This is a genomic window from Atopobium deltae, from assembly GCF_001552785.1.
GTDB lineage: Bacteria > Actinomycetota > Coriobacteriia > Coriobacteriales > Atopobiaceae > Atopobium > Atopobium deltae.
Genome location: NZ_KQ959516.1, coordinates 131,482 through 153,232, shown reverse-complemented (window position 1 = coordinate 153,232; position 21,751 = coordinate 131,482). Strand labels below are relative to the sequence as shown.

Genomic DNA, 21,751 nt, shown 5'->3' with positions numbered 1-21,751 from the left:
TATAGACAACGACCGAGCGTTTATAGCCACAGCCCAAAAGCGCCCACGGCACCCGTGCCGATAAGACCAGCGAGGTAGATAACCAACATCGCATATGCAATGCCATCCTGTACATGATAGCTGGAGGGTTTGTAATGCGTGCGCAGCGAGCCGCTCTCGTAGCAGCGCGCATCAAGGCTTCGTGCAAGTCCGTGGGCATGGCGCAAAGAGCTACTGAGCAGCGCAATTAAAAATGCCTTGAGCGCTTGCAATTTTTGCGCAAACGAAGCTCCTTCTCGTTCGGCACCACGCATGGCCTGGGCATCCTTAATGAGCATGGCCTCATAGGCGAGTAGGGGAATGAAGCGCAGCATAAGCGATAAGATCAGTGCGAGCTCGCGGGCGGGAAGGCCAAAGCGAGCAAACGGCTGCAACAGTTTTTCGAACGCGTCGGTGACCTGCGTGGGTGTGGTGGTCAAAAACAGAACGGCCGCGCAAATCAGCGCCCCGACCATGCGCAGTGAAAAAATTACGGCGATATGCAGGCCCTGCGTCGTGATGCGAATAAAACCGAGCTGCACAAGCACGTCTCCACGCGCAACAATGAGCAGGTTGTAAAGACCCAAAATCAAAAGCATACTCACGGCGGGTCGAATAGCGCACAGCACGCTTTTTATGGGCAGCTTGGCAAGGAGGATGAGTCCGAAAGCACCGATCAAGCCCAGCGCTAGCTGTAACGGCGTTTGAATAAAAAGCACGCTGATCATGTAGATAAGACCAACCACAAGTTTGGTGCGCCCATCAAGACGCGTCATCCACGAGTCGGTTTGTATATAGGCTCCGAGCTGCAGTTTTTCACCCACGCGGCTTACCTCCCGCAGGTCGCGTTCCTTCTGCGGCACGCACGCCGCTCGCGCCCCGTGCATCACCTGGGGTTCGTTTGGCGTCTGCAGCACGCGCATCACCTGGGGTTCGCACGTAATCCGTAATGCTAGCGATAAGTTCGCTGAGCGATAACGTCTGCCCGAGCACCTCGCGCCCACACTTTTCGTTAAGGCGTTGTGCAAAGAGCAACGGCTCGGGCAAATCGAGGCCATTTTTGGTGAGCAGTGCCTGGTATGCGGGGGTAAAAATTTCTTGTGGCGTGCCCTGCATCAAAATGCGAGATTGATTCAAAACGATGATCTTCTCGGCGCACGCTGCTTCTTCCATGGCATGCGTGATATGCACCAAGGTCGTGCCCGCCGCATGAATGCGCTTGAGCAGACGCAACACTTCTCGGCGGCCTTTGGGATCGAGGCCAGCCGTCGGCTCGTCGACGAGCAAAATTTTGGGCTGCATGGCTAAAATGCCTGCTAGAGCAGCTAGGCGCGCCTGTCCGCCCGAAAGCTCAAAGGGCGAGGCATCCTTTTTGTGCCAAAGAGCGACCGCCCGCAGCGCCTGTTCGGTTCGCTGGGCCACCTCGCTGGTGGGGAGCTGCAGGTTATTTGGACCAAAGGCTACATCATCGTAGACCGTCTCGGCAAAAAGCTGGCGTTCGGGCTGTTGCATCACGTAGCCGATAAGCCCGTTGAGCAGTTTGCGTTCACGCTTGTGTTTGGTGTCGTGACCTGCGACGATGAGGCTTCCCGCATCTGGTTTTGCGAGACCGCACAACAGGCGCACGAGCGTCGTTTTGCCCGATCCCGTTTGGCCGATAAGCGCCGTGTAGGAGCCCTTTTGTATCGAAAAATTGAGGTCGAGAAGGGCTGCGCGAGAGCTTGCACGTGCTTCCTCGGGAGCTTCGCGCTTGGTTGATCGCACTCTGTGTCCTGCTGAGCGCATCCAGCGACTGTCCGCCCCGTATGAAAAACTTAGGTTCTGCGCACTGATAAAGGTGCTGTCAAAGGCGTTGTTGGCTGTGCTGGCTTCGCTGCTAGGTTTGCTGTGTATTGCGTTGCCGCCACGAGCAGCGTCCCCGCATTCGCTGCGCTCGCTGCCAAACCCCCCGCCGCACCCCCGCAGCCGCTCAGCAAGCTCGCGGCACAAAGTTTCAGCGCTTGTTGTCCAGCTTACAGGTATGTTTACCTGCTGCAATTTGGTTGCTAACTGCGCTGCAAAGGGCAGTTCGAGTTGCGAGTCGGCGATCTTCTCGACATGTTTAAAAATGGCATCGGGAGTGTCGTCTGCCACAATGCGTCCCTGGTGCATCACGAGCACGCGATCCGCTTTGAGGGCCTCCTCCATGAAATGCGTGATGTGCACGATGGTGGTGCCTGCATCTTTCAGTTTGTCGAGCACACCCATCACGGAGCGGCGGCCGCGAACATCCAAAAGCGCTCCTGGCTCGTCGAGCACCAACAACTGTGGATGCATGGCAAGCGCTCCCGCTAGAGCAACGCGCTGTTTTTGTCCACCGCTCAGACACATGGGGTGCGCTTGAGCGTGGTTTTGCATGGCTACGCGGTGTAATTCTCGGGCAACGCGCTTTTGAATTTCTGCAGAATCAAGGCCCAGATTTTCGGGGCCAAAGGCAACATCATCCTCGACGATGGATGTGACAATCTGCTCGTCAGGATTTTGAAACACCAGCCCCAACGAGCGTCGCGCCTGCTTATAGGCTTCATTGTCGATGCGTGCGTCGATACGCGTCTCGCTGCGCTCCGTGCCGCGTCCGTTAATGTTCCCGTCAAGGCGTTTGCCGCTGCGCCCATCGTCGTATACCGCTCGTCCCACGAGCTCGACACTACCTTCATCGGGAGCGAGAAGCCCAGCGAGAACGAGCGCGAGTGTCGACTTACCCGAGCCATTGCCACCCAGCACACACAGATGCTCGCCCTGCGCAATGCTTAAGGAAACATCACGCAGAGCAGCGGTTTTACCATAAAACAAACTTACCTTGTGAAGTTGGACAACGTTCATGCGGTGGTCGACGTTTGTGTGGCGAGCAGTGTCCATGCGATGGGCAACATTCATGCGTTTAGTTGTTCAAAAGTTTGATTGTCTGCTTGTACAAAAGCGCAGTGACAACGCAGTGCAGCAAAATTTTGACAAGGTTAAAAGGAAGAATTGCTGGAACAAGCAGCTTGAGTACATCTTGCAGCTGTACGCCCATGTAGAGTGGTGTTATGACAAGGTTTCCCGCAACGCAGAAAAACAGACTGCATACGCCACCAACGACCATGCCAATGAGCGCACCTGTAAAGTTTTGTTTGTGCTGATGGATGATCGCCGCAGGCAAACTCAAGGTAAGCGTGGCAAGCACGGCCATAAGCATGCCATATAAACCAGATTGCGTGGCAATATGCACAAGGTTGGGAAGTATCGACACGATGACGGCTGTCGCGGGTCCAAAAGCAAGTCCTGCAATGAGCGCCACAATACCCGAGGGATCATATTTCAAAAATTCAAGATGGGGGAGCAATGGAAATTCTATAAAGAGCGTGCAGAGCGCTGCGACAGCACATAAAAGTGCGGTGATAGCGATGCGCTTGGTAGTCCAAGCTCCTTCTTGCGTTGTCGAATGGGTATCGCCAGAAAGCGTATTCATGCTACGACCTCGTTTCTTTCATCCGGACTGTAACCGTTGGCTCTGGAATCTAACCAGATCAACCGCTTATGCGGTGCGCGGGCTTCTTACTTACCGCCAGTGGGGAATTGCACCCCGCCCTGAAACTACGCTTTTACTATACCATCCTCGTCCACGCTTTATGCAAACGCATCATGAAGTTTTTGCATGCAGCTTGCCTTTTATGTATCCAGCTTGCAGTTTTTGCATGGGCGCGCGCAGGCACGTGCCCAAACATGGATTTTATCGCTATACTTGACTGAAAGATTTTAAACAAAGGAGTGAAGCTCTCTCATGTCTGATTCAGGCGATACCACTACAGGCACTACCACGAATTCCACTACCGAGAAACCCAACATTGCAGCGCTCGCGGAGCGCCTCACAAGCATCGTCGGAAAAGAAAATGTCTACCTTGACGAGCCTATGAGCGCTCACACCACCTTTGCTGTTGGTGGTCCTGCTGACATTTATGTCGTGCCCGATACGCTTTCGCGTGTGCGCGTTATTATCGACGCCTGCCGTGAGTTTATGTGCGACTACTTCATCATCGGACGAGGCAGTGACCTGCTGGTAAGCGACGCTGGCTACCGCGGTGTTATTATCGGCATGGCCGATGCCCTTGATGACCTCATGGTGGAGGGTGAGCGCATCATCGCGCAGGCGGGTGTCACGCTGTTTGACGCGGCCGAGATGGCCTGTGCTCTGAGCTTGACAGGCATGGAGTTTGCGTGTGGCATTCCGGGCTCGGTTGGTGGCGCAGCGTTTATGAATGCTGGCGCCTACGATGGCTGCATGTCCGACATTATCGAAAGCGTTAAAGCCCTTACTCCTGCTGGTAACATCATTACGCTCACCAACGAGGAGCTTGAGTTTGGCTACCGTGCAAGCCGTATTAGCCGAGAAGGTCTTGTGGCCTTGGAGGTCACCTTCTTGCTGCAAGAGGGCGACGAAGCTGCTATTCGTGCCAAAATGAACGATTTTACTGAGCGCCGCAATGCTAAACAGCCCCTTGAGCTTCCGAGCGCTGGTTCCACCTTTAAGCGTCCCGAAGGTCATTTTGCTGGCAAGTTGATTATGGATGCAGGTCTTCAGGGATACCGTGTCGGCGGCGCTGAGGTTTCGACCATGCATGCGGGATTTGTCGTGAACGTTGGCGGTGCCTCTGCAGCTGATGTCCATGCGGTAATTGAGCACGTACAGGCTGAAGTTTTGCGCCATTTTGGTGTCACGCTCGAACCCGAAGTGCGCTTCTTAGGCGAATAGTAAGCTAGTTTTTGAGCGAGTTAAGCGGGGCGGGGAAGCGTCCACCACGGTGGGCAAACACCTGTCCTGCATGTGCATTAACAGGCATAACAGGTGCCGAACCAAATAGACCACCAAATTCCAGCACGTCACCCTCAACACAACCAATGGCGGGAATAAGGCGCACAGCGGTGGTCTTGTTGTTAATAACACCAATAGCCATTTCGTCGGCGATAATACCAGCGATAGCTTCGACGGGTGTATCGCCAGGAATAGCAATCATATCCAAACCAACCGAGCAAACGCAGGTCATAGCCTCAAGTTTCTCGAGCGTTAGAGCACCCGTTTTTGCAGCATGAATCATGCCCGCATCTTCCGAAACGGGAATGAACGCTCCCGAAAGGCCACCAACCGAAGAGCTTGCCATAACGCCGCCCTTCTTGACAGCGTCGTTTAACATGGCAAGTGCGCAGGTAGTGCCAGGTCCTCCCGTCGTGCCAACGCCAATGATCTCGAGGATACGTGCTACAGAATCGCCCACCGCAGGGGTTGGTGCGAGTGACAAGTCGACGATGCCCTTCTCGACACCCAAACGACGAGCGGCCTCGCGGCTCATGAGCTCACCAGCGCGCGTAATCTTAAAGGCCGTTTGCTTAATACGCTCGGCTACCTGCATCATGTCTGCGTCAGCGGGGAGGTCTTCGAGGGCTGCCGACATTACGCCAGGGCCCGAGACGCCAACATTAATGACGGCATCGGCCTCGCCTGAACCATGTACGGCGCCCGCCATAAAAGGCGAGTCCTCAACCATGTTCGAAAACACGACGAGCTTTGCAGCGCCGTAGCACTGGATGTCGACCGTGAGCTGAGCAGCTTCAATAATTTTGTGTGCCATGAGCAGCACGGCGTCCATATTAATGCCCGCGCGCAGGCTTGCAACATTGACCGACGAGCAAACGCGTTCGGTTTGTGCTAACGCTGCGGGAATGGAGTTAATAAGACGACGGTCGGCGTTGCCAATGCCCTTGTGCACGAGTGCCGAAAAACCACCCATAAAGTCAATGCCCAACGCTTTAGCAGCGCGATCCATGGTCTGTGCCAGGGGAGTTAAATCTTGGTCGTGGCATGCGCTCGCAATGTGCGCGACAGGCGTTACTGACACGCGCTTGTTCACAATGGGAATGCCATACTCGTCCTGCAGATCCTGCGCTGTCGCGACGAGTTTCTCGGCAGTCGTGGTGATGCGATCATACACTTTGGTGCACATGCGTTGCATGTCTTCGTCAGCGCACGAAGCGATGTTAATACCCATGGTAATGGTGCGAATATCCAGGTGTTGGTCCGCCACCATGCTGCGGGTTTCGGCAATTTCTTCGAGCGTAATATCCATACGAGACATGTTTCGCCTTTCTACGGGCACAATGTAGTGCCAATGAGTCCGTTTGATGCCTACGAGCCACATCGATTCTCTCGACAATTGGGTAAGCAGCTAGGATATTGGCACAATGTGAACTTCTAGCAAACTACGGCACCATTAAGGGGTAAGTCCCCCGTGCGCATCATATTCCTATACACTGATATTAGATTATAGAAGCTCTGATAAACCACAAGGTTGGGAGTAAGTATGGATAAGTGCGAACTTAAAAACTACACGGGCGTACCCATTCCCGAGGGCGTTTCGGATGTCGTGGCGCGTTTTATGCGCTACGTACAGGTGTGGAGCACATCGAATCCGAACAATTCCGACGAGGTTCCGTCGTCGCCCATGCAATTTGATATGGCGCGCATGCTCGAGAAGGATCTGCTTAAGCTGGGCTGCCTTGATGTTGCGGTAAGCGATCATGCCTACGTCACTGCGACGGTTCCTGCGTCTGCTGGTGCCGAGGATCTGCCTGCGCTCGGCCTGTGCGGCCACATGGATTCGGCCCCCGATGCCCCTGGTAAGGGCGTGCGTCCGCATATCGTACATTACGAAGGCGGTCCCTTGGTTGCAGGCATCGTTGATGGCAAGCCCGTGCAAACCACGCCCGAAATGGTGCCCGATCTCGAGAAATTCGTCGGTATGGACATCGTGTGCTCTGACGGCACCACCTTGCTTTCGGGTGACGATAAGGCCGGCGTGGCCGAGATCATGGCCCTTATCGCCCGCCTGCAGGCCGATCCTACTATCCCACATCCCACGCTGAAGATCGCCTTCGTTCCCGACGAGGAAATTGGCCACGGTGCGGAGCTTTTGGATATCGATAAGTTCGGTGCTAAGTGGTGCTACACCGTCGATGGCGGCGCATTAGGCGAGATCAACTACGAGACCTTCTCGGCATCGGAAGTCAACATCACCATTAAGGGTGTGGCCGTGCACCCCGGCGAGGGCAAGAACATTTTGGTCAACGCGATCACCCTCGCGCACCAGTTTGACGCGCTTGTTCCCGCCAACGAGCGTCCCGAGCATACCGAGGGTTACGAAGGCTTCTTCATGCCCACCGAGATTTCGGGTAATGAGTCCGAAATAAAGATGCAGTACATTATTCGTGACTTTAATAACGAGAAGTTCGCCGTGCGTGAGCAGTTGATGCGCGATGTGGCTGAGTTTTTGAATAAGCGCTACGGCGAAGGCACCATTGAGGTTTCGATCAGGCCTGAGTATCGCAACATGGCCGAGCGCCTGGTTGGTTTGGACTTCTTGATTGATCACGCTATCGAGGCAAATCACGAGGCTGGTGTTGCGGATGTTCGTTGTGTTGCAGCTCGTGGCGGTACCGATGGTAGCCAGTTGACCTTCCGCGGCTTGCCGTGTCCCAACCTGGCAACGGGTGCGTACGGCATGCATTCGATTCGCGAGTTTGTGCCCGTGCCGAGCCTGGAGACCATGGTTGACGTGCTGCAAAACTTGGTTGCTTACTTCGCCGTGCCCCAAAAGGAGGAGTAGGGGCGACGCCGCACACTTGCGTCCGTCGTAACCGAACATTTTGACCAAACAGGGGGTTTATGTGATTAAGCTTGTTTTATCGGATTTGGATAACACACTCTTGCCATTTGGTGAGCCCGTTGTGTGTGAGCAAACTTTGCAAGCAATTCGAGAGCTTCGAAGTGCTGGTATACGTTTTGCTCCCGCAACGGGACGTCCCCTCAATGATTTACAGTACTTTTTTAAGCACGATTTGTCGGCGCTTGATTGTGCACTTATGTGCAACGGCTTGCTTTTGCGCATTGACGGCAAGACCGTGTTTGAGAGGTGTTTCGATCACGAAGATCTTGTGCGCATTGCCAAGCTGGTAGAAAAATATCCTGGCGTCGGCTTGCTTTTGAGTGATGAGGATCCCCAGCCGTGGATTATCGGTATAGGGGATGTCGTCAATTGGCAGATGCAGCACGAGCAGGTCTTTCCTCACGGTTATCGTGTAGTGAATGAAGTTCCTCGTTTTGCCTGCAACAAAGCAGCGCTTACTTGTGATGCGTCCTTGGCGGACTTGCAGGCTTTACATCAGGAGCTTTCGGAAACGTTCCCGCAGTTCGAATTTTTTAACTCCTACACCGACTGGTTTGATGTATCGCCTGCTGGTTGGACTAAGGCTGACGGCATAAAAATTCTTGCCTCCAAACTCGGTCTGAGCCTCGACGAAATCATGGTATTTGGCGACGGCGTCAACGATATCGAGATGTTCGACGCGGCGGTGCATTCGGTTGCAGTACACAACTCAGTGTCCGAAGTTCACGCCCGCGCCCGCTATCACATTGGCGCCGCTGCCGATCACTCAGTCGCGGCTGCATTTTGTGAGCTTGCCGATGCCGCTCGTGACCAGCGTCTTCCCGCTTTTATGCAAAGCGCTTAACGCAACATAACCTACAGTCAAAAGAGAGGGCAGCATGATTAAGCTTATTGCATCTGATATGGATGGAACATTGCTTGACGAGAATAGCGAAGTACCACCCGAGACTTATGATCTGATTCTTGCCTTGCGCGAGAAGGGCGTGCGTTTTGCCGCTTCTTCGGGTCGTCGTTACGATACCCTTTGCAAATTCTTTGCGCCTATTAAGGACAAGATGGACTTTGTCGCTTCGAACGGTGCGCAGGTATACGTCGAAGGCGAGCTCGTCGATCGTGAAGTGATGAGCCACGCAGCTCTGAAGCGCCTTATTGAAGTGGTGCGTCGTTTCGATTGCTTGCACGTCGCTCTGTCGGCGCGCACGCAAACGTTTTTGTACGACGATTTTGATGTTTACGAGCGCGAAGTCGATAAAGACCTCCCCGATGCGCATCGTATTTATGACGAGCTGAGCCCGAGTGTCAACATTATTAAAGCTGCTATTTACTGCGATACGGCCGAGTATCTGATGGACATGCAGTATGCGCTTTCTCGCGAGCTCGGCGACCGCTTTGCCTTTACGCCCTCAGGCAAAAAGTGGATTGACGCCAACCAGTTGGGTGTGACAAAGGCGACGGGTATCGTACAGGTTATGAAGGCGTACGGTATTTCGCGCGATGAGGTCATGGCCTTTGGCGATTCGATGAACGACTACGAGATCTTGAGCTTTGTGGGTCATTCTTGCGCTATGGGTAATGCCCGCTATGCGATTAAGCAAATTGCCGAGCGTGTTATCTTTACGAATCGCGAACAGGGCGTGCAGCAGGAAATGCGAGCGTTGCTGGAGTCGCTTTCGTAGTGTGCCGCCAGCGTCTTAACAAGATCGTCACAACTAGTTGACACGCTTCTGGCAGGTTGTTAGTATTATATGTCGCACGTTGTGCATACCATAGTGCGGGGTGGAGCAGTCTGGTAGCTCGTCGGGCTCATAACCCGAAGGTCGTTGGTTCAAATCCGGCCCCCGCGACCAAAATTTCAGCCCTGAACTGGTAAAACAGTTCAGGGCTTTTTCGTTTTCCAGAGCCAAAAGGTCGCAAGGTAATAAGTATGGCAATAAGTATCGGCAAAACCCGGCTAGTGCCGCCGCTGACGAGAAGACCCTCGAAGCTTCGGGCACCTACGGCATTCGTCGATACATTCTGATGGAGGATCCCGTGCCCGCGGGCTTCGTGAACAGGTATCTGCCAGTGCCACAGGCAGGTGTTCCTCAGGGCAGCGATCGTTCGAGTAGCGACCTTCAGCCGTCGATCCTTCAGGTGCGGCTCGTTCGAACGCCACTGTTAACACGCGGTCAAGCACCAGCGTAAAGCGTCGGAGCAGTCAACGCCGCAGCAGTTCAGCAAGCAGCAGGTTTCTTCTGCTACACCTGCAGCCGTGGCCAATAAGCAGACAAGTCAAAACCCAGGTGCACAAAAAACTGGCGCTGCAAAACTTCCTCATACGTACGACACGTCCTCCATGCTCACGCCGCTTGTGCTGGGTACGGCAGCCTTCGCCGCGACCATAACACAAGGCAAACGCCGCTCAAACACTGCCTCTATACAGGGCTTGTGAAGGTATGTACATATTTACCACCGTTTTTATTACGGTCTTCTCGGCAAACTTTTTATCCATTCCGTTAATCGTTCGCATGTTTCCGATAATCGGTTTGTTCTGAGCGCTTGTAGGATAGTGCTCCAAGACAAAACCTTTCCTTATTACTCTATAGATAACCAAAGGTGGTTTTTTGTACGTCGTCTTTGTTGTGTGTGGTGCACCTTAAATGCGCCGTACGGACATCCACCCAAGGGTGCGTTTCGTTTTGCACGTCCTCGAAAGCATAAACTCTCTGGGCATTGTGCATTCACGACCTGCGCAAACAGAAGCGCGAGCGTTTGGTTCTACTAGTTAGTGTAAGCAGTTCGTAGTGTAAGCATACGTTATGATTGGAGTAAGTATGGGCAAGTATGCTTTTAAAGGCGGCAAGCTTATCGATGGTACTGGCGCTGCCCCTGTCAACGACAGTCTGGTGCTTGTTGATGACAAGAAAATTGTCTATGCAGGCGAGGGTAAGGAAATCCCTGAGGGTTACGAAGTCCTAGACATTACGGGCAAATCCATTATGCCTGGTCTTATTGACACCCACCTGCACTTCTCTGGTAACCTGACCGACAACGATAACGACTGGGTTATCGAGTCTACTGCTCAAAAGCAGGCTTGTGCTGTTAAGCAGTCCTATGATGCTTTGAGCCATGGTCTTACCACCGTACTTGAGATCGGTCGTAACGGTATTGCTATCCGTGACTTGGTCAACATGGGCGTTATGAAGGGTCCTCGTATCTTCGCAACTGGTCTCGGCTTCTGCCGTGTTGCTGGACATGGTGACTCCCACAACCTGCCTTTGCAGATCTCCCGTGAGACCCATCCTTGGGGTTATCAGGCCGACGGTCCTTGGGAGCTTCGTAGGGCAATCCGTATGCGCCTTCGCGAGAACCCCGATGCCATTAAGATTTGGGCCACTGGTGGCGGCATCTGGCGTTGGGACTCTGACCGTCTGCAGCTCTTCAGCTCTGAAGAGATTAAGGCTATTGCTGACGAGTGCAAGATGGTAGGCATTCCTCTGGTATCTCACTCTTACAACAACTTTGGCGCTGCGTATGACGTTGTACGTTTTGGTAGCCGTCAGCTTATTCACGGTTTCGAGGTGGACGAGCGCACCATGCAGCTTATGGCCGAGATGGGTACCTACTTCACCCCAACTATCGGCTTCCTGCCCACATGGTACTCCACCTATCCACCCGACTGGACTCCTGAGCTCGAGAAGTTCGAGGGCGAGACCGTGGTCGAGAAGGGCCTTGACCGTACGTACAAGAACCTCGAGAAGGCTTACAAGATGGGTATTACCCTTACCATCGGTTCTGACTCCTTCAGCTTCGTAACTCCTTATGGTCACGTAACCATCGATGAGATGTACGCATTCGTAGACCACGCAGGCGTCTCCATTATGGACACCATTAAGGCTGCTACCCTCAACGGTGCTGCTATGCTTGACAAGGCTGACGAGTTTGGTTCTCTCGAGGCTGGTAAGTATGCTGACTTGCTCGTTATCAACGGCGATCCTTCTCGTGACATCCACGACCTCAAGGTTGATAACATGGACAAGATCATGAAGGAAGGCGAATTCGTCGTCCAGAATGCCTTCTAAGATCAGCGTTGATCTATAAGAGGTGCATTTACCTCTAGCTTAGCTTAGACCCCGGCACTTCTTGCAGTGTCGGGGTCTTTTTTGACCACAGCGTGGCTCTGAGCCGATAAGCTGTTATTGATGTGGGGTATATAGTAGAGCACAGATGCTATACCAATGTGTGACTTGTGTTCTACAAGAGATAGGAGATGCGATGGAGGAGCAAAAACTCGTAAAGGTGGTTTTGCTTACGGGCTACCTGGGTTCGGGAAAGACAACGATTGTCAATCATATTCTTTCGAATACAGAAGGTATTCGTGCTGCCGTTATCGTCAACGACATTGGTGAGGTCAATATTGACGCAAGCCTCATTAGCGATAATGGCGTAACGAGTTCCGATGACGTCATTCCTTTAACCAATGGTTGTCTGTGCTGCAGTTTGTCCGATAATCTTACCGTGCAATTAGGCGACATTGCCGATACCTTCCAGTACGATTACATCATTATTGAAGCCTCTGGTATTTGCGAACCCATACCTATCACCTATAACATCCAGGCATTTTCCAATCAATCCAGTCATGCCCCAGGGCACGCGCATGTTGTGCTCGACAATATTGTCGCTGTGGTCGATTGCGCTCGCATGTATGACGAGTTCAAGGGTGGTAAAGCGCTCTTTAAAGATAATCTGAACGACGACGATATCGAGAATCTCTTGGTGCAGCAAATTGAGTTCTGCACGACGCTGGTGCTTAATAAAACCGACTTAGTAAGCGAAGCACAAATTAAAGAGCTCAAGGCACTGGTTCGTAGCTTGCAAAAGGATGCCGTTATTCTCGAAGCGGTCAATGGAAAAATTCCTATGACCGAACTTGTCGATACCAATCGTTTTGATCTTGATAAGGCCTATCGCTCGTCCGCTTGGATGGACGCTATGGATCATCCCGAGGAGCACGAGGATCCCGAAGTGCTCGAGTATGGAATTAAGACCTTTGTGTATACGCGCCGCCAACCTTTTGATGGCAATGCTTTTAATGCGTTTGTGAATAGCTGGAGCTCCGACATCATCCGTGTAAAAGGCAAGATTTGGACGATGCAAGATCCCGACATGTCATACGTGTTTGAGCAGGCAGGCAAGCAGGTGACCATGTACGAGAATGGCATGTTTTTCCATGCTTTTGCTGTGGATCACAAGGAGCAAATCTTTGAGGAGCGCCCCGAGCTTGCTAAAATCTGGGATCCGGAATTTGGCGATCGCATAACGCAACTTTGCTTCATTGGGCATCATATCGATAAGGACGAGATTACCAAGCGCTTGGATGAGTGCCTAGTTAGCTGGCCCAAGCAGTGAGCTTACCTTGCGTGCGACGGGCCTGGGCAGTGAAGCTTACCTTCCCGCGATGTATCTATGCGCGAACCGCCTCACGCATGACAAAAACGTTCAGTGACGCAAGCATTGATAGCACGCCATACGTATAATAATGCGTGTGGCGTGTTTGCTTTTAAAAACCGTAAGGAGACATTCGTGAGTATGATAGGCGCCATCGAAGCAGGTGGAACAAAAATGGTCATGGCTACCGGAGACGAAACGGGAGCCATATTTGATCGTCGAGAAATTCCAACGACCGATCCCGATCAGTGCATACCGCAGATGATCTCGTGGTTTAAAGAGCACCACATTGACGCATTGGGCGTGGCAGCCTTTGGACCGACAGGCGTCAATCCTGCCAGCAAGCGTTTTGGCCAGATTCTCGAGACGCCCAAAACCGCATGGCGTTACTTCGATTTTCGAGGAGCACTTTACGAGGGGCTACAGGTGCCCATCGGCTACGATACCGATGTGAACGCAGCCTGTTTGGGCGAAGTGGTCTTTGGTGCCGCCAAGCAGCTTGATTGCGTGGTATATATCACCGTCGGCACCGGTATTGGCGCTGGCGTCATGATTGACGGCAGGCTCCTCCACGGCATGCTGCACGCCGAGGCGGGTCACATTTTGGTCACCCGTGCGAAAGGCGACGCTGCGACAAGCGTGTGCCCTTATCATCAAAACTGCTTGGAAGGCGTTGCTTCTGGCCCCGCTATCGAGAAGCGCTGGGGCAAAACTGCACGTGAGCTTGCGCATGACGATAAGGTCTGGGAGCTCGAAAGTAGCTATCTTGCGCAGGCTATCTCGACCTATGTGCTGTGCTATTCTCCGCAGCGTATTATTTTGGGCGGCGGAGTGATGCATCAAACGCAGCTGTTCCCACAAATTCGCGAGAAGACCCTCGATTTGTTAGCGGGTTATATTACAACGTCTGAGCTTGCGGCCATAGATTCCTACATCGTTCCTGCTTCATGCGGAGGAGATCAAGGTATTTTGGGCTCCATCGAGCTTGGGCGCCGTGTCCTCTAGGCTGAATAACAACGAGCGGCTTAAAGATGAGCAACTGATGCAAGAAAAGTATTTAAACGAACTTTTGCTTCGAGAATTTCCTGAGATTACTAAGGAATTTGAGGACTATATTTCTCAAAATGAATGAGCACTGGGTGCTTTTTGACATACGAATATGTGTTTCTTCCATTCATTGGGCTTCTTGAAGGTTTGAAGGCCCAAGAACAGGACTCCATAAGAAAGTTTTTGGGACCAAAAGCGCAACAGACATATGATTCTCTTGCTTATTAGAAAATATTTCCACTAGAGGCGAGCCATTCAAGTAAACGGTTCGCTTCTAGTGGATGCAAGGTAAAGTCACTTATACTTGCGCTGCAAAGTAATGACCCTTATAGATTTTGCAGCAGGCTTAATACTGAACGCTTAGCGGATGATTGCCAGCATTTGCTCGACGCTTTTACGGCCAAATTCGATCTTCTCGCCATCATTAATAATGATGCAAGGGACGCTCATGACGTTGTAGCGATCCTTGAGCTGCCCGAAGTGCGATACGTCGTAGACCTCTGCGCTTATTGCATTATTGAGGGAAGCGATGCGCTGCGCGGCCACGACGGTGTCGGGGCACATGGTGCAGGTCAGCGATGTGAGGACCTGAATTTTTGTAGGCTTTTTGATTGCTTGAATCGCTGTGCGTGTTGCATCATCGAGCGCCTGTCCAGGGCCTGCTGCATTGTAAAGTCCCAGGACAAAGGGGGTAAACTCATGCCCGCCTGGGACGCCGTGGAATGCCAGACCTGTATCGTTTCCGTCGGCAGTGAAGATGTGCACACTGGGCGCGTAGACGTCGGAGTCGGTGTCGCCGCTTGCGTTACTTGTGCTGACTTTGGTGGTGCTACCGATTGTGATCTTATCGGTAAGGCTTACGATTTGCTTGCAGTAAGCTTCTAGCTCTTGGGAGATGGGTCTGTCGTCAAGAGTGAGCTTAAACACCAGCGAGCGTTGCATGCGATCAAAGACGCTCTTGAGCTGTGAAATCGTGTTACTGTCGAAGAGGGAAGTGGCCGTCGCGGTAGCGTTGCTGGCGGAGTCGGCGGTGATGGCGCTGCCAGCAGGGGCAGTGGTTGAGGTGGCATTTGCGTCCGTGTTTGCGAGCTCGCGGTCTTCTCGGCTGGCAGTGATGCGCGAGACAGGGTGCTGGGGGATAATACCAAGTTTATGCTGCATAGAGGCCAGATGGCGCTCCATCTCGGTGGCGGTACGCGCAGCTTCGCCCACGGCGGTGGTCACCTGACGCAGGTTTTTGATGGTTACATCGCCCGCAGCATACACGCCCTCGACGGAGGTTTGGTTGTGCTTGTCGGTGTTGATGTTACCAGCATGATCGAGCTCGATAAGACCGCACAGAAGCCCCGTTGCGGGAGCGTAACCTGCAAGAATGAACAGGCCAAAGGTGTCGCCATTGGGTGCATTGTAGACGATTTCCTCGCCCGTTTTGTTGTTGCGCATCTTAAGGCTGCGAGGGACGCTGTCTCCCGTGACTTCGACCACCTCGGTATTGGGGTGGATAGTAATCTTTTTGTTTGCGCGCGCACCGTCGGCGGCAGACGCAGCGCAGGTGAAGTCATCAGTTCTCATGAGGATGTGGACGTGGGTGCCGTATTTTGCCAAAAAGACGCTCTCCTCGGCAGCGGCAAAGCCTCCGCCTACGACAAAGATGTCTTTTCCCGTAAAGAACTCGCCATCGCAGGTAGCGCAATAGGCAACACCGCGGCCCCTGAAGGTTTCTTCTCCAGGAAAACCAAGGGTGCGAGGCGCACAACCGCAGGTCAAAAGCACTCCGAAGCAGCGTAGATCGCCTTGGGTGGTGTGGACGGTTTTAATGTCGCCATTCAGCTCAAAACCAGTTGCTTCGGCAAGGAGTAGTTCCGCCCCAAAGGCTTCAGCTTGTTTGCGCATGGTGGTTGTAAGAGCACGACCACTTGTGCGCTCGACACCGGGGTAATTGACAACCTCATTGGTGAGGTTGATCTGTCCACCAAACTCATTCTTCTCGACAACCAATACGCGATAGCGCGCACGCGCCAAATAAATGGCTGCGGTTAAGCCAGCAGGGCCTCCACCTACGATGACTGCGTCGTACAGGTTATCTGCGGCGGTGGTGTTGTCGGTGGCTGCAGCTGTGCTAGTGTTGTTTGCTGCCGTGTTTGGTGAAACAGATGATGTCATAAAGCTCTCCTTAGGGGCGAACACAAACGAAGTGATGGACTGGTTTACAGCTGACCTACCAAGTCAAGGCTCGGCTTAAGGGTTTCGCCACCTGGGGTCCACTGAGCTGGGCAAACCTGGTCGCCGTGCTCGGCAACAAACTTGGAAGCCTGGACAAGACGCAGCAATTCCTTTGCGTTACGACCAATGCCACCAGCGGTTACCTCGTATACTTGGATGCGACCCTTGGGGTCAACAATAAAGGCACCGCGCTCGGCCTGACCGTCCTTCTCGATAAGAACCTCAAAGTCGCGAGCAAGAACCTGTGCAGGGTCTGCGAGCATAGGGTAAGTAACCTTGCTAATGCGCTCAGAAGACTCGTGCCATGCCTTGTGTACAAAGTGCGTATCACAAGAAACAGAGTAAACTTCGCAGTTCTCGGCCTTGAAGGCGTCGTAATTCTCGGCAAGCTCCTCAAGCTCGGTTGGGCAAACGAAGGTAAAGTCAGCGGGGTAGAAGAAGAACAGCGCCCACTTGCCCAAAACGTCATTTTTGGTAATCGTCTTGAAGTCATTATCCACGTACGCCTGTACCGAAAAATCGCCAATTTCTTTACCGATAAGAGACATTGCTCCTCCTTACGCGCATACGTTTGTATGCATAACCATGGGTACATGAAAGGGTGACTGATGAGAGTTCTAAGCAAAACAAGCCTTGAGGCTCGCGCGTGTGGGATGCAAGCAGATGCACTGCGCTATAGCGCACTCAGATGCAGATAAGAGCAGGTGAATGCCTAAGAAGTACAGGTCAATGCATGTGTTTGCGTCGGATGAGCCTTACGTCAGCTGTGCTTTTTTACAACGCACAAAGAGTTTCCCTCTCCTTGTTTGATGGTGTACCCAATGTAAATGTTTGTAGACAGGAACATTCAAGCGATAAAAATTTTTTGCGTGGTACGCTCTACTGGCATAAAAGAAGCGCCCCACTAATCGAGACGCTTCTTGTTTTACTAATCTTATGATACCCTTACGCAATGCGCTTATCCACGGGTTCTATCCCATACGCCAGAGGAATTGAAGTGGTATTTTCCTACCCAGCAGTTGGCAGCCATAGCACCATTGTCGTACAGGAAGTACCAGTAACCATTCAGCTGTTGCCAGCCCGTGCGCATAGCGCCGTTACCACCAAGGAAATACCAGTAGCCGTTCACCTTTTGCCAACCAGCAAGCATGCCACCACTACCATTAAACAAGTACCAGGTGCCGCCAACTTTTTCCCAGCCGGTACGCATAGCGCCATTGCCACCAAAGTAGTACCACCAGTCGCCAATTTTTTGCCAACCGACTCGCATGGCGCCGTTACCACCGAAGAAGTACCAGGTGTTGCCGAGCTTTTGCCAGCCCGTGAACATTGCACCGTTACCGCCGAGGAAGTACCAGGTACCATTCACTTTTTGCCAACCTGTGAGCATTGCGTTGGGCTCTACATCTGCGTCGACGTACGCTATGCCATCGCTGGTGCGGTATGAATCATTGAACAGATACCACCAGTCGTTGATTTTTTGCCAACCCGTTTGCAGTTCTCCAGAACCATTAAAGAAAAACCAGCGCGGCTCAGTACTCAAAGGAGCATCGCCCTTCAGTTTTTGCCAGCCCGTGAGCAAAACACCATTATCCTGCAGGTAGTATGTGTGACGTACGCCGTCAGAATCGTGCGCTTGAATCCAACCTGTCAGCATGATGCCAGAAGGGTTGAGGTAGTACCATGACCCGTTGACCTTTTGCCAACCCGTGGTGCGCGCGCCGTTGTGGCCCATGTAAAACCAAAAGCCCGAAACTTTGATCCAGCCAGTTTGCATGATGCCAGCATCGTCGAAGTGCCACACACGGCCATCTGCTGTTTGAATCCACTCGCTTCGTGCAAAGCTTCCGTCACTTTTTTGGAACTTCCAGCCAGCCTGCGTTTGACGCCAGCCGTCGTGATCCTCAGCGCTAATAACGTCGTTGCTTGCAGCTGCGTTGCTTGCAGTCGCACTGCTTGCGGCCGCCGCACGCGGGCGCGCAAGCGTAGATGCGGGATGCAAAAGCAAAAGCATAACCGCCAATCCCACAAGACCAATAAGGCTCGCGACGAGCAAGAAATGATACTGCGGATACTGTTTATGCTGCGTTGATGTCATGTGAAGCCTTTCGTAGGGTTTCAGCTTGTAAGGGAAGCAAAAGTATTACAAAAATACTATACCATTACAAGCGCACTAAATTGCTTCGTTCCTGAGCACCTCAACAATGTTGCGCGCCTTTGTTTTGTGCAGGGCGTACAGAACGCTGATCGCTAGCACAACCATAACGCACACTCCAGCGCTTATAAACGAGATCCACGGAATCGAAAACGCCATCCTTTCGCCCACGATAGCGCTGTCGAAGCGCATGATGACGTTCTTCCAAAACAGCCAGTAGGCGCCCATCGAAATCAGGCTGCCCCACGCAAGGCCGCGCAGTGCGTAGCGCGCGCATTCGTAAAAGATCATGAGCCTAAACTGCTTTTCGCTCATGCCAACCGAGCGCAAAATGGCAAACTCGCTCGTGCGCAAAATCATGCTATTGCACAGCGTATTAAAGACGTTGGACATCGAAATCAGCAGCATAATGCCTGCAAACAGGCTCATAAAGAGCAACAGTGTCTGCGCGACGAGCAAATCATTGCGCCTCGCCGTAGAAAAATCGTGGATGTCAAAGGTGTTCGAAGCAAAGCCTTGTCGTTTAAGGGTTTCGCGCAGTTGTTCAGTTGCCTTTGCGGCGCTTTGCGTTGTCTGGGCCGCGCCACCCTGCATCGTGAACATGTAGTTGATGGATGGCTTATCAAAATACGAAACATAGCGTTTGTACAACGCAGGCGACATGATCATAAAGTTGTCTGGCGAGAAGTTCGACGAAAACATATACGGTGCCTCAGTGGGGCTTTTCTCGAGCAGTGCGGCGCTCTTCAGCGGCAGGCGCACCAGCTGCTGCTCGATGCTCGAAAGCGGAATGTACGTTTCTTGCTTGTCGGTCTTCTTGCCAGTGCCGCCCTTCTCGGCAGCGTTGGCAGCATCGTCAAATACCACCAGTTCGCCTGCGCTATCGAAATTCGCGAACAGCGGCATGCCGTAGGGCTCGCTGCCATTTTTACGACCGATAAGCGTTGCCGCGCCCGCGAGCACCTTCGCATTCGTAAAAGGCTTGATAGTCTTCGTTTTTATGGGATTTGTGTCGTAGCTGCCTGCAGTGTCTGTACCTGCGGCATCGTTGCCCATCAGCTGCGCATCGACCCGTTGCTTGTTAAATAGTAACATGCCCGTATCGCGGTCGACACCATAGGCCGCAGCGAGTTTTTCCCAGCTTTCTTGACTGGGAACAACCACATTGTAGATGGCGCTCCACTGCTGTGAGGTGGCTGCAAAGCTGCTGTAGGTGTCTTTCACGCGGCTGCCGTCGCTCTTGACGGTTACACCCTGCAACAGAGTTTGCTCACTAGGCTTTCCAGGCTGCGTTGTATACTGTCGCGTCAGGTAGTTGCGCATGGTTTCTGTGAGGGCGTCCTTTTGCAGCACAAGGGTGGCAATCGTGCGCCTGGTTGTCTCGGCAGTCTTAAGACCAGGGATCTGAGCTGCGGCTTTATCGAGCGTGCGCGCGAGCTCTTCAGGATCGTAGCGTCCATCGCCATTCACTCTGACGAGAATATCGGGCACAATCATTTCGTTTTTTGCGAACGCGTAGGGTAAGAAGATCTGTGCAATGACACCCGTTATAACGATGAGCGTCACACTGACAGCAAGTGAAGCGGTGATCGTGCGTCCGCGCGAACTTGCGCGAGACAAATTGCGTGTGCTCAGCATGCCTTCGGTCCCAAAGAGGCGCTCAGACAAGCTGAGCCGTGGTGTTGCGTCGGTGTTGCCTGCGGCGGTCGTGGCGGTGTTGCCCGCGCCGCTCGCGGCTCCACGCTTGGTCAAACGCATGAGCTTTTTGCTCAGGCGACGACCAATTTTAATGTCTTGCGCTTGTCTGATGGCTGCAATGGGGCTCACGCGACTCGCGCGCAAGGCAGGAATCGTGGCACTCATAAAGAGTACGAGCAGCTCAAAGCCTACGGTGGTGATAAGCGCGACGGGGTTTATCGCAAGGCTTATCATGCCCGTTTTGCCAAAGATGACGCTAAAGCCATCGCGTGCAAGCCACAGCGTTCCTGCTACACCTGCGATGCCGCAGATAATGCCCACAGGAATGCCAATGACAGCAATGCTGAGTGTTTCCAGATAGACCATGCGGCGGATCTGCGCCTTCGAGGCACCCAGCGAGGCTAACAGACCAAATTGTTTTTTGCGTTCGGCAACCGAAATGCTAAAGGAATTGTAGATAAGTGCGATAGAAGCCACGCTAATGATAATTGCCAAAAAGATACCCATGTTCCACAAGGCGTCCCAGTTGGAAGAGCGTCCGCGCAAGCCCTCATCACGCATAAGATTCTGGTGGAAAATGACGAACTGTTTCGGTTTAGCGGTGGTGCTGGAGTCAGTGGCGGCCTCGGATCCAGTACCAGCGTTGCCCTCGGAGCCGCCCTCGGCTTCAAGCGACTCATTTTGAACCTGCTTCATGCCGAGGGTATTCTCGACATGCGATGCGAGTCCATCCTGGTGAGAAAAGCCAGCTAAACGATACCAAACCATGCCACGATTGCTATTGGTGTAGCTTGCAGCGTCGGCGGCGGCAAGCGCGAGATAGCCGTTTGTGTCATGCGCCACCAACGAATTGCCGTAGAAGCGGTTCATGGCATCATAAAAACCGCTGACGACCCAGTTTTGTATTTTTCCGTTCACCTTAAGGTGGATAACGCTGCCTACGTCGAGTTTCTCGTCAGAATAAACATTGGAGTCGGTAAAGCGCGTATTGCGGCAGGTTTCGGGCAGCGCAATCTGATTTTTTGCCGTGGGGAAGGCGCCCTGTGTCATGCTTGGCTGTGTGGTGAGCTTGCGTGCCTCTTGCGGAGATCCTTTCAAAACCTGCGGCAGAGTTCGAATCGTAAAGTTTTCGAACGCCTCGTCGTTGGGCCCTTTTGCCGCAAAGGTGACGCGTGCGACTTCGGTTGACGAAGCGGCGGTGTGCACCTGCTGTGTTGCGATGAGTTTCTTTACAGTCTCGTGTTTGACGTCCGAGGACATGGCGTGCCAGCTGCCTTCAAAGGCGACCAAACGGTTGAGCAGCGCGCCGTGCACGCTCGAAACGGTGGTAAAAACTCCGCAGATAAGGGCGGTCGACAGCACAACACCAATGATGGAAACGACGGTGCGCGTGCGATTTTTTGCGAGCGACCGCTTGGTGAATTGCCATAAAATACTGCGTTTCATG

15 protein-coding genes, 1 tRNA gene and 1 riboswitch are annotated in these 21,751 nt (G+C 52.9%); of the genes, 8 read left to right on the top strand and 8 right to left on the bottom strand.

Annotated features, from left to right (window positions below):
- Nucleotides 1–20 precede the first annotated feature (20 nt).
- The 3 genes from HMPREF3192_RS05865 to HMPREF3192_RS05855 are packed head-to-tail and all read right to left on the bottom strand — an operon-like array spanning nucleotide 21 to nucleotide 3,508.
- The gene (locus tag HMPREF3192_RS05865) at nucleotides 21–842 is read right to left on the bottom strand and encodes an energy-coupling factor transporter transmembrane component T family protein (RefSeq protein WP_066306363.1); all 822 of its coding nucleotides are present in this window, start codon (nucleotides 840–842) and stop codon (nucleotides 21–23) included.
- Complete coding sequence (locus HMPREF3192_RS05860) at nucleotides 835–2,916, bottom strand: ABC transporter ATP-binding protein (protein ID WP_082715701.1); 2,082 nt, start codon at nucleotides 2,914–2,916, stop codon at nucleotides 835–837. The genes HMPREF3192_RS05865 and HMPREF3192_RS05860 overlap by 8 nt, the downstream gene beginning before the upstream one ends.
- Before the next feature lie 22 nt (nucleotides 2,917–2,938).
- Nucleotides 2,939–3,508: an ECF transporter S component gene (locus HMPREF3192_RS05855; RefSeq protein ID WP_066306360.1), complete on the bottom strand. Its 570-nt coding sequence runs from the start codon at nucleotides 3,506–3,508 to the stop codon at nucleotides 2,939–2,941.
- Nucleotides 3,509–3,514: 6 nt separating this feature from the next.
- Nucleotides 3,515–3,639: riboswitch (FMN riboswitch) on the bottom strand.
- 181 nt (nucleotides 3,640–3,820) lie between these two features.
- Between HMPREF3192_RS05855 and murB the strand changes: the two genes are divergently transcribed.
- On the top strand, nucleotides 3,821–4,789 hold the full coding sequence (gene murB / locus HMPREF3192_RS05850; RefSeq protein WP_066306359.1) for a UDP-N-acetylmuramate dehydrogenase: 969 nt from the start codon (nucleotides 3,821–3,823) through the stop codon (nucleotides 4,787–4,789).
- A 4-nt stretch (nucleotides 4,790–4,793) separates the two neighbouring features.
- Here the strand turns inward: murB and HMPREF3192_RS05845 are convergent, their stop codons facing one another.
- A complete protein-coding gene (locus tag HMPREF3192_RS05845; RefSeq protein WP_066306647.1) occupies nucleotides 4,794–6,158 on the bottom strand; it encodes a PFL family protein in 1,365 nt (454 codons plus the stop codon).
- A gap of 234 nt (nucleotides 6,159–6,392) precedes the next feature.
- Between HMPREF3192_RS05845 and pepT the strand changes: the two genes are divergently transcribed.
- The 7 genes from pepT (at nucleotide 6,393) to HMPREF3192_RS05805 (ending at nucleotide 14,186) form a co-directional block, all read left to right on the top strand.
- Nucleotides 6,393–7,694: a peptidase T gene (pepT, locus tag HMPREF3192_RS05840; protein WP_066306356.1), complete on the top strand. Its 1,302-nt coding sequence runs from the start codon at nucleotides 6,393–6,395 to the stop codon at nucleotides 7,692–7,694.
- A 61-nt stretch (nucleotides 7,695–7,755) separates the two neighbouring features.
- Complete coding sequence (locus HMPREF3192_RS05835; protein WP_066306354.1) at nucleotides 7,756–8,598, top strand: Cof-type HAD-IIB family hydrolase; 843 nt, start codon at nucleotides 7,756–7,758, stop codon at nucleotides 8,596–8,598.
- A gap of 34 nt (nucleotides 8,599–8,632) precedes the next feature.
- Entirely contained in the window at nucleotides 8,633–9,430 is a 798-nt protein-coding gene (locus tag HMPREF3192_RS05830; RefSeq protein WP_066306353.1) for a Cof-type HAD-IIB family hydrolase, read from the top strand.
- A 94-nt stretch (nucleotides 9,431–9,524) separates the two neighbouring features.
- Nucleotides 9,525–9,601, top strand: a tRNA-Met gene (locus tag HMPREF3192_RS05825).
- 966 nt (nucleotides 9,602–10,567) lie between these two features.
- Entirely contained in the window at nucleotides 10,568–11,815 is a 1,248-nt protein-coding gene (locus HMPREF3192_RS05815) for a metal-dependent hydrolase family protein (protein WP_066306350.1), read from the top strand.
- Nucleotides 11,816–12,008: 193 nt separating this feature from the next.
- Entirely contained in the window at nucleotides 12,009–13,142 is a 1,134-nt protein-coding gene (locus HMPREF3192_RS05810) for a CobW family GTP-binding protein (RefSeq protein ID WP_066306347.1), read from the top strand.
- A 180-nt stretch (nucleotides 13,143–13,322) separates the two neighbouring features.
- Complete coding sequence (locus HMPREF3192_RS05805; protein WP_066306345.1) at nucleotides 13,323–14,186, top strand: ROK family protein; 864 nt, start codon at nucleotides 13,323–13,325, stop codon at nucleotides 14,184–14,186.
- Nucleotides 14,187–14,588: 402 nt separating this feature from the next.
- On the opposite strand, the gene HMPREF3192_RS05800 is transcribed toward HMPREF3192_RS05805, so the two are convergent.
- From HMPREF3192_RS05800 to HMPREF3192_RS05785, 4 genes are all read right to left on the bottom strand, one after another.
- Nucleotides 14,589–16,391 carry an FAD-dependent oxidoreductase gene (locus HMPREF3192_RS05800; protein ID WP_082715688.1) on the bottom strand — a complete coding sequence of 601 codons (1,803 nt, stop codon included), beginning with the start codon at nucleotides 16,389–16,391 and terminating at the stop codon, nucleotides 14,589–14,591.
- Nucleotides 16,392–16,435: 44 nt separating this feature from the next.
- Nucleotides 16,436–16,999, bottom strand: a complete 564-nt coding sequence (gene ahpC, locus HMPREF3192_RS05795) for an alkyl hydroperoxide reductase subunit C (protein WP_066306343.1) — start codon at nucleotides 16,997–16,999, stop codon at nucleotides 16,436–16,438.
- 410 nt (nucleotides 17,000–17,409) lie between these two features.
- Nucleotides 17,410–18,549, bottom strand: a complete 1,140-nt coding sequence (locus HMPREF3192_RS05790; RefSeq protein WP_066306341.1) for an N-acetylmuramoyl-L-alanine amidase family protein — start codon at nucleotides 18,547–18,549, stop codon at nucleotides 17,410–17,412.
- 75 nt (nucleotides 18,550–18,624) lie between these two features.
- Nucleotides 18,625–21,750 (bottom strand): ABC transporter permease, encoded by a 3,126-nt coding sequence (locus HMPREF3192_RS05785; RefSeq protein ID WP_066306338.1) that lies wholly within the window; start codon nucleotides 21,748–21,750, stop codon nucleotides 18,625–18,627.
- Nucleotide 21,751 lies beyond the last annotated feature (1 nt).